This window comes from Nocardia farcinica, assembly GCF_029867845.1.
Classification (GTDB): domain Bacteria; phylum Actinomycetota; class Actinomycetes; order Mycobacteriales; family Mycobacteriaceae; genus Nocardia; species Nocardia farcinica_A.
On the sequence record NZ_JARWRU010001137.1, the window covers coordinates 1 to 2818 of the forward strand.

Below are 2818 nucleotides of genomic sequence, written 5' to 3' on the forward strand. Positions count from 1 at the left end.
CGGGCGCGGGCGGCGCGCGCCGCGGCGGCGATCGCCGGCACCGACAGCGCGGGCGCGCGCAGGTTGTCGCGCAGCTGCGCCTCGACCAGACGGCACTCCGCGCGGTCCCGCTCGTCCAGCGGTTCCGGTCCCGCGATGCGGTCGAGCATCGGCCGTACGATCCGGTCGAGTCCAGCGGTTTGCTCGCGGTGAACTTCCAGGGCCGCCGTAGCCGCGGCATCGGCCGCCGCCTGCCGCAGCGACTCCTCGTGCAGCTGGAAGATCTGCCGGGCGGCGGGACGCAGCGTGTAGGCGAAGAACGTCGACATCAGCAGCGGCCCGAAAGTGATGACCGACATCTCCAGCCCGCGCCCTGCCCCGTACCCGGCGTGGCTCGCCCATGCCGCCGACACCGCGACCATGGCGCACAGGCCGATCCACGCCGCGGGCGAGCGGCCACGCACGCACAGGAACGTCGCCGTCACCGAGCCGCCGCCGAAATGCCATGTCATCGCCATCGGATCCGGGTCGGGCGGCAGGTTGAACAGGACCAGCGCGCTGCCGAGCGGGATGGACAGCGCCAGCGCCACGGTCAGCGGCCGCGACAACGGGTCCTCGCGCGCCGCGAGCAGGACCACGGTTGCGGCGGTGACGATGGCCAGCGCCAGCACCACCGGCCAGCGCCGCGGCAGCTCACCCCAGGAGGTGACGGCCAGCGCCGCGAGCGCGCAGAGATAGAAGGCGGCCACCGCCCAGGCGGGCTCGGTGTCCATGCCGAGCAGGGTGCGCGCGTCGCGTACCGGCGCCGGTCGGTCGCTCATCAGCTCGCCCCCCGCCATGCCATCCGCACCGTCGTGGCCATTACCCGCGCGGGCCGCGTACGGGCGCGGGCCGGTCGATCTACAGCTCGCCCCCCCCCTTCCCATCCGACCGGTCGTGCCTTTTCCCGGGGCGGTCCGCCCGCCTACCGCGCCGCCGGGCAGCTCGCGCAACCGGCCGATGATGCTGACCCGCACGCCGAGCCGGTGCGGTGCGATCGCGCCGAGATCGAAACCGACGCCGTCGTCGACCACCATCACCTCGACCAGACCGGGAGCCAGCGTCGCGCGCACCCGGCACTGCCCCTCCGGCCCGGCGTGGCGCACGCTGTTGCGCACCGCCTCGGCCAGCGCCGCCCCGAGCACCCGCACCGGTTCGGCCGGGTACTCCTCGTCCTCGCAGCCCTCCCACACCGTGGCCTCCACCCGCACGGTGTCGTCCACGTCGGCGACCGCGGTGCGCAGGCTGGCGATCAACGCCCGGCCCGGATAGCTCGCCACGTTCTCCGGCTCCAGTTCACCGAGCTTGGCGATGGCCAGTTCGGCCTGCCTGCGCACCTCCGCGCGGTCGGTGCGCCTGGCCGCGGCCAGCAGGGTGGACATCACCCAGTCGTGCATGAGCGCGTTGTAGCGGGCGCGCTGCACATTGCGAGCCGTGGTCGCCGCCGCCGCTGCCGCCGCCGCATGGGCCTGCGCCCTGGTGCGATCCAGCAGCCGCCCGGTGCGCATCGCCATCAGCGCCGCCGCCACGTACAGCAGGCAGAACGCCATCGCGAACATCATGTCCGGCACCAGAACACCGCGCAGTTCCGGGATCCGGCAGTGGTAATTGATCAGCTCCACCGGCACCAGGCACACCACCAACGCGAGCAGCGTCGGCACCGGCGGGCAGGCCACCGCGGCGGCCAGCGCGGCCAGCCCCGGCATGTAGGACATCCACTGGTCACCGGTCAGCAGCGTGCCGTCCCAGGCGAGCGGCCAGGCGAACGCCGCGGCGGCATACCCGATGGCGGAGGCGGCCGCCGCGTGCCGGGCCGGATCGAGCTGCCGCCGGAACGACAACAGTCCCGCCGCGATCGGCGGGCCGAAGACGGCGGGCAGCGCGAACACCGTCCACCACGGCGCGAGCGCCGCCGCCTCCCTGGTGATGTCGGGGATCAGCAGCAGCAGATAGCACAGATAGCCCGAGCCGATGAAGCGAGCGAACAGCCGCGTGATGCGCTCCTCGGCGGTGTTCTCGGCCCGCTCCGGCGAACCCGCCCGCCCGGATGGAGCCGGCTCGTCGGTGCTCAGCGCCACCGGCGCGGTATCGGTAGCCACCCGTCCTCCAGAGCGCGCTTGTAGAGTTCGGTCTTCGTCCTGGCCGGGCGGCCCGCCTCGGCGTACTTCTGCCTGATCCGCCCGAGATAGGCGTTGACGGTGTCCTCGGTGACACCGGCCAGCTCGGCCACCCTGGTCGCCGACTCCCCGGACGCGTACAGCGCCAGCACCTCGCGCTGCCTGGGGCTGAGCTTGACGTCGGCGATCTTGTCGTCGGAGTCGATGGCCGCCGCCCAGTCCATGGTCGGCACGAGCTTGCCCTGCGCGGCGTCACGGACGGCGGCGGCGACGAACACGTCGCGCTCGGACTTGCGCACGACCCCCAGCACGCCCGCCCGCGCCGCCGAACGCACCAGATACGGCTCGTCGCCGGAGGTGAACACCAGCGTCTCGATGCCCGCCGCGCGCAACTGCTGCACATTGGTGGCGGGGGAGGAGCCGTCGGGCAGCCGCAGATCCAGGATCACCAGATCCAGATCGTCGGTGATCGCCAGCAGTTCCGGCACCGACGGGGCGTCGGCGACGATGCGCACGCTCGGCTCCTCGGCCAGGATCTGACGCAGGCCCGCGATGGTGACGCGATGGTCCTCCACGACGCCGATCCTGCGTGGTGCCGCGTGCACAGCGGCGTGCGCACTGCCTGCGCTCGGCATCGAACCTCCCGAAAGAACTCGCCCCCCGGCGGTATGTGGCAACCGCCG

At 73.1% G+C, this 2818-nt stretch carries 2 protein-coding genes; both read right to left on the bottom strand.

Translation table 11 applies throughout. The features are described from left to right. Positions 1-2117: sensor histidine kinase (locus QH283_RS25360; protein WP_280505448.1), on the bottom strand; the 2117-nt coding region annotated here is incomplete at its 3' end. Continuing rightward, positions 2087-2770 carry a response regulator transcription factor gene (locus QH283_RS25365; protein WP_280505449.1) on the bottom strand — a complete coding sequence of 228 codons (684 nt, stop codon included), beginning with the start codon at positions 2768-2770 and terminating at the stop codon, positions 2087-2089. The genes QH283_RS25360 and QH283_RS25365, both read right to left, overlap by 31 nt. Positions 2771-2818 lie beyond the last annotated feature (48 nt).